A 6000-nucleotide genomic window follows, 5' to 3' on the forward strand; every position below is an offset into this window, starting at 1 on the left:
AATTACATTCAGGCAGTTTGTTATTTTTATATAGTAATTACTCGCAGGTAGACAAGCCTTAGTCACTAATTTGGAGCTAATTAAAGGAGGATATTACATGACGACCGGCAAACAAGAAATGATTTTGGTCATGGATTTTGGCGGCCAGTACAGCCAGCTAATTGCCAGACGGATTCGCGAATGCGGAGTTTATTGTGAAATAGTACCTTTCAACACCAGTGTTGATAAAATACGCCAGCTGGCCCCTAAAGGCATTATTTTTTCCGGCGGACCATCCAGTGTTTATGGTGAAAATGCACCTAAGTGCGATCCCCAGATATTTGAAATCAACTTGCCAGTCTTGGGAATTTGTTATGGTATGCAGCTCACCGCGCACACGTTGGGCGGTAAGGTAGCCCATGCCACTTCCCGCGAATATGGCAATACCAAACTGTTTGTTGATAAAAATGACGCTATTTTTGCGGAAATTACCGGTGAAACCCAAGTATGGATGAGCCATGGCGATTATATTGCCGAACCACCGGCAGGTTTTATCATTACCGCCCATACCGACAGTACACCGGTGGCTGCTATGCAAGACAGTGCCAGAGGTATTTACGGAGTACAGTTTCATCCCGAGGTAGTACATACCCCGGAAGGTATGCATATGCTTAAAAACTTCCTGTTTACTATTTGCGGTTGTACCGGGGAGTGGAATATGGGCTCTTTTGTCGATCAGTCGATAGCTAAAATCAGGGCGCAGGTAGGCAATAAACGGGTACTGTGCGCGTTAAGCGGCGGTGTGGATTCTTCCGTAGCCGCTGTACTGGTGCATCGTGCAATCGGTGATCAACTGACTTGTGTGTTTGTTAACCACGGTTTTCTGCGTAAAGGCGAGGCAGAACAGGTTGTTAAGACCTTCCGGGACGGCTTTAAAATGAATTTGGTGTATGTGGATGCTGTTGAACGGTTTATGACGCGCTTGAACGGTATCACTGAACCTGAACAGAAACGCAAAATTATTGGCGAAGAATTTATTCGGGTTTTTGAAGTTGAAGCTGCTAAATTAGGCGAAATTGACTATTTGGTGCAGGGTACTTTATATCCTGATGTTATTGAAAGCGGTACTGCCACTGCGGCTGTTATTAAGAGCCATCACAATGTGGGCGGTCTGCCGGAAGATATGAAGTTTGAACTTGTCGAACCGCTTAGAGACCTGTTTAAGGACGAGGTTCGGGAATTAGGGCGCGAACTGGGACTGGCAGAGGATATCGTTTACCGTCAGCCTTTCCCGGGGCCGGGCCTGGCGATACGGATTATCGGTGAGATCACGGAAGAACGTCTGGAAATTCTCCGTGAAGCTGATTCCATCGTATATCAGGAGATCAGAAACGCGGGCTTGTATCGCAAAGTGTGGCAGTCCTTCGCCGTGCTTCCGGCTATGAAAAGTGTCGGCGTTATGGGTGATGAGCGGACATACGCATATACTGTTGGGCTTAGAATTGTCGAGAGCGAAGATGGCATGACTGCCGACTGGGTACGTTTGCCCTATGAGGTGCTTGATAGCATCTCACGGCGCATTGTCAATGAAGTTAAAGGCGTAAACCGGATAGTTTATGATATTACTTCCAAACCACCCTCTACAATTGAATGGGAATAGTAAGAGAAAACCTCGAGAACCTTGATTTATCAAGCTTCTCGAGGTTGATTTTTGTTCGTGGTATTATAATGGTACTATTATATAGTATAAATACTATCCTGATATAGCAACAAAAACCTCAGGCTATCTGAGGTTTTTGTTGCTATATCAAATCAATTAATTCATCACAGGAGACATTTAAAACTTTTGCAAATGCCCTGAGTTCAATATCTGTTACAAAGCGTGCTCCGCTCTCAATTCGTTGGATTGCATTCTTATCAATATCCAAACCTTGCATTTGCAGCTTATCTGCCAGTTCTCTTTGAGAAGTTTTGGGAACTAAACCTATTCTTATTTTTCTGATATTGCTTCCGCATAAATTGTTTTTGCCATCAGCAGATTTATTTTTATACATTATACACCCCAAGTGACATTTACTACTTGTCATTTGGTTTATTTTACTGTATGATTAGTACATAAATGACATTTACTGAATGTCATTTATGTAAAAAATATATTTTTTGCATAAGGCCTATATTGCTAATGAAAAACTACAACAACGTATATATGTTATGATTGTTGCACTGGTGTTGCGTAAAGCTGCATACCTTTAGCACAACTAGCTTTATTGATGAGCGGAGTGAATTAGATATGAATAATATGAATTATAACTACGCATCCAATTGTCGAGTAATTCGAAAGTCGTATGGGGAGTATCACATAACAATAACTGTTGAGCTTCCAGAAGATAAATTGAACCAAGACAGCAAAAGCATAATCATCCAAATGATGTCAGAACTTAGTGGAGATCTTTTGAATGATCTAAAATTCAATAGTTCGCGGAAAAAGTAAAATTAAAAACAAAGCTGCCAAAGATTAATGCCAAACTTTGTCCCTGTTTATTGCAAAATGAGTGCCGTTACCTAATGACATCATGTCAAGGTTGCGGCATTTTGACATTTACGATTGCCAGCCGGAGTTTTTCCGTATCGAGGTCTGATTGTTTGCGGTATACTAAGGACAACATTGAAATAAGAGGAAGGTAGGCATAACTTATGGCCACTACCTCGTAAAACAGAAGAATATTTCAGAATTTTGCAATAGAATCAGAAGATATTCTCCCATAATTGAATATGATGAAAAAAATAAATAGCATATGCTAAATAACTATTTACAAGATATAGTATATCATATTAAAATGTTTATGAACCGATATGCTGATGTTAATCAGAAAGGGGTAGTTATAAGTGGCTAAACTTGTGTATTTATTCAAAGAGGGAAGTGCTGACAGGAAAGCTCTTCTTGGAGGAAAAGGTGCCAATCTGGCAGAGATGACCAATATCGGGTTGCCTGTACCTCCCGGAATGACCATTACCACCGAAGCTTGCACGGAGTATTACCGGTTGGGGCGGAAACTGCCTGAAGGTTTGCTGGATGAGGTTAAGAGCAAACTGGCTGTTGTCGAAGAACAGGCCGGCAAGAAATTCGGTGACTTAGCCAATCCGCTATTGGTATCGGTACGGTCTGGTGCGATGTTCTCCATGCCAGGCATGATGGATACTATTTTAAATTTGGGCCTTAACGAAGAAACTGTTCAATCGGTAGGGAAAAATACAGGCAACCTCAGATTTGCGTATGATGCTTATCGCCGTTTTATCCAGATGTTTAGTGATGTTGTGCTGGAGATTCACAAATATGAGTTTGAAGAAATTCTCGACAGACAAAAAGATGAGCAAGGTATACGGTATGACCAGGAGCTCACCGTTGAATCTTTACGCAGCATTATTAACAAGTATAAAGAATTAGTGAAAGCCAAGACCGGCAAACCTTTCCCGGAGAATCCTTTTGATCAATTGGCGATGGCTATTGAAGCAGTGTTCCGTTCCTGGAATAACGACAGGGCAATAGTATATCGTAACTTAAATAAAATTGATCATGACCTGGGGACAGCAGTAAATATTCAGTCCATGGTATTCGGCAATATGGGCAATGATTCAGGTACCGGTGTAGCCTTTACCCGCAATCCTTCCACTGGTGAAAATTTATTGTATGGCGAGTTTTTAACCAATGCCCAAGGGGAAGATGTAGTGGCAGGTATCCGTACTCCCCGTCCCATTAGCCAGCTAGAGGACGAGATGCCGGAAGTGTATGCTGACTTTGTCAGGATTGCCCGGCTCTTGGAAACTCACTATAAAAATATGCAGGATATTGAATTTACCATTGAACGCGGGCGTTTATATATCCTCCAAACCCGTAACGGCAAACGGACGGCGCAAGCCAGTGTGCGAATTGCCTATGAATTGGCGCAGGAAGGTTTGATTAACAGGGAACAAGCCTTGTTATTAGTTGAACCGGGACAGCTTGATCAATTGTTGCATCGTCAGATTGACGGCGATGCTGTGCTTAATGTGGTTGCCAAAGGATTGCCGGCATCACCGGGAGCGGCTTCCGGTCAGGTGGTATTTGATGCTGATGAAGCTGAGCGTATGGGTAAGGCCGGCAAGACGGTATTGCTGGTACGTACCGAGACAACGCCTGATGATATTCATGGCATAGTTGCTGCGCAAGGGATTTTGACCAGCAGGGGCGGCATGACCAGCCACGCAGCAGTAGTGGCGCGCGGCATGGGTAAGCCGTGTGTGTGCGGTTGTGAAGCTATTCAGATTGATTATGTAAAAGAAGAACTCAATATTGGGACTACAATAGTAAAAAAAGGGGAAGTAGTCTCGATCGATGGTGCAACCGGACGGGTAATTTTAGGGCAGGTGCCGATGAAAGACCCGGAAATTTCGGCAGAATATACTGCACTCTTAGAATGGGCTGATCAATATAGGCGCCTGGGGGTAAAAGCCAATGCTGATACTCCGGAAGATGCGTTAAAAGCCCGCGAATTTGGCGCAACGGGAATTGGCCTGACCCGGACAGAGCATATGTTTATGGCTCAGGACAGACTGCCTTATGTTCAGCAAATGATTTTGGCTGAATCTTTGGAAGGGCGTCAAGAAGCATTGCGTCACCTTCTGCCAATCCAGCAAAACGATTTTTATGGAATTTTAAAAGCCATGGAAGGGTATGATGTGTGCATCAGACTGTTAGATCCACCCTTACATGAATTCCTGCCCAGTGTGGAGGATTTGCTGGTCGAAACGACCACGCTCAAAATAACAGGGGAAAATCCGGCACTGTTAGAAGAAAAGCTGCATTTATTAAAGAAAGTGCGCGGACTGCACGAATTTAACCCTATGCTTGGACACCGTGGCTGCCGCCTGGGGATTTCCTTCCCGGAAATTTATGAAATGCAAATACAAGCCATTTTTAATGCTGCCGCTGCACTAACCCGTGAAGGCTGCAAGGTGTTGCCTGAAGTTGAAATACCGCTGGTTATGGATGTTAATGAAATGAAATTCTTCAGAGAGAGAGTTACAACTATTGCTAAAGAAACCATGGATAGAGAGGGGGTTACCTTCCATTACTCTGTTGGTCTGATGATTGAACTGCCGCGCGCGGCAATGTTAGCTGATGAGCTTGCCGAGTTTAGTGACTTTTTTACCTTTGGTACTAATGACCTGACGCAAACTACTTTCGGGTTTAGCCGTGATGATGCGGAAGGCAAGTTCTTGCCAGACTATCTGGATAATAAAATACTCAAAGACAATCCATTTATTACTCTTGATCGCAAAGGTGTAGGCAGACTTATGCGCATGGCTGTTGAAAGCGCACGCAAGGTCAAGCCTGAAATTGAATTTGGCATTTGTGGTGAACATGGCGGTGAACCCAACTCGGTTAGGTTCTGTCATGAAATTGGTTTGAATTTTGTAAGTTGTTCGCCTTACCGCGTACCGCTGGCCAGATTAGCGGCTGCTCAGGCTGCAATTAGTGACGGCGAGGTTGTCGGCACCAGATAGCAGCAAGCAGAATATATCTTCGGAAAAGTGATCACAGCGATGCGTTAGCGTCGCTGTGATCACTTTGTTCGATGGTCAAGAGTCGACAAAGCAGATTATTACATATCCGGGGTATATTATTTCTTGTAATTAATAAGAATAAGTATGTTGACAGCAGCTTGGCAGCTATGCTAATATAAGAAAGTCGCTGATTGCTGCGACAAAATATTCCAGAATGAATTAAAAAATAACAACAAAGATTATGTTGACATGGTGTAATAAACGTGGTAACATAAACAAGCTGTCACTGAGGCGGTGAGCGCCGGTGGCACTAGCGGTTCCCTGAAAACTGAACAATGTAAGTAATGCATCATAAAAGCCAAATGTGCGGTGCTCAATGAGCACTTTAAATGATTTCTTTAAACTTTATGAGCCACAAAAGGCTCCATAAATAAACTTTTATGGAGAGTTTGATCCTGGCTCAGGACGAACGCTGGC

The 6000-nt window shown here is 43.3% G+C and carries 3 protein-coding genes; 2 read left to right on the forward strand and 1 reads right to left on the reverse strand.

What is annotated here, in order from left to right:
• The first annotated feature begins 97 nt into the window (after positions 1 to 97).
• Positions 98 to 1639 (forward strand): glutamine-hydrolyzing GMP synthase, encoded by a 1542-nt coding sequence (gene guaA / locus GT1_RS20200; RefSeq protein WP_188400227.1) that lies wholly within the window; start codon positions 98 to 100, stop codon positions 1637 to 1639.
• Positions 1640 to 1781: 142 nt separating this feature from the next.
• Here the strand turns inward: guaA and GT1_RS20205 are convergent, their stop codons facing one another.
• The gene (locus GT1_RS20205; RefSeq protein WP_188400228.1) at positions 1782 to 2033 is read right to left on the reverse strand and encodes a helix-turn-helix domain-containing protein; all 252 of its coding nucleotides are present in this window, start codon (positions 2031 to 2033) and stop codon (positions 1782 to 1784) included.
• Between the two features lie 832 nt (positions 2034 to 2865).
• On the opposite strand from GT1_RS20205, the gene ppdK reads away from it, so the two are divergent.
• On the forward strand, positions 2866 to 5523 hold the full coding sequence (ppdK, locus tag GT1_RS20210; RefSeq protein ID WP_188400229.1) for a pyruvate, phosphate dikinase: 2658 nt from the start codon (positions 2866 to 2868) through the stop codon (positions 5521 to 5523).
• Positions 5524 to 6000 lie beyond the last annotated feature (477 nt).

The sequence above is a fragment of the Sporomusa sp. GT1 genome, assembly GCF_014634905.1.
Classification (GTDB): domain Bacteria; phylum Bacillota; class Negativicutes; order Sporomusales; family Sporomusaceae; genus Sporomusa; species Sporomusa sphaeroides.

Coding starts and splice junctions, on each gene's coding strand:
- guaA (WP_188400227.1), top strand. CDS start 98: ATGACGACCGGCAAACAAGAAATGATTTTGGTCATGGATTTTGGCGGC.
- GT1_RS20205 (WP_188400228.1), bottom strand. CDS start 2,033: ATGTATAAAAATAAATCTGCTGATGGCAAAAACAATTTATGCGGAAGC.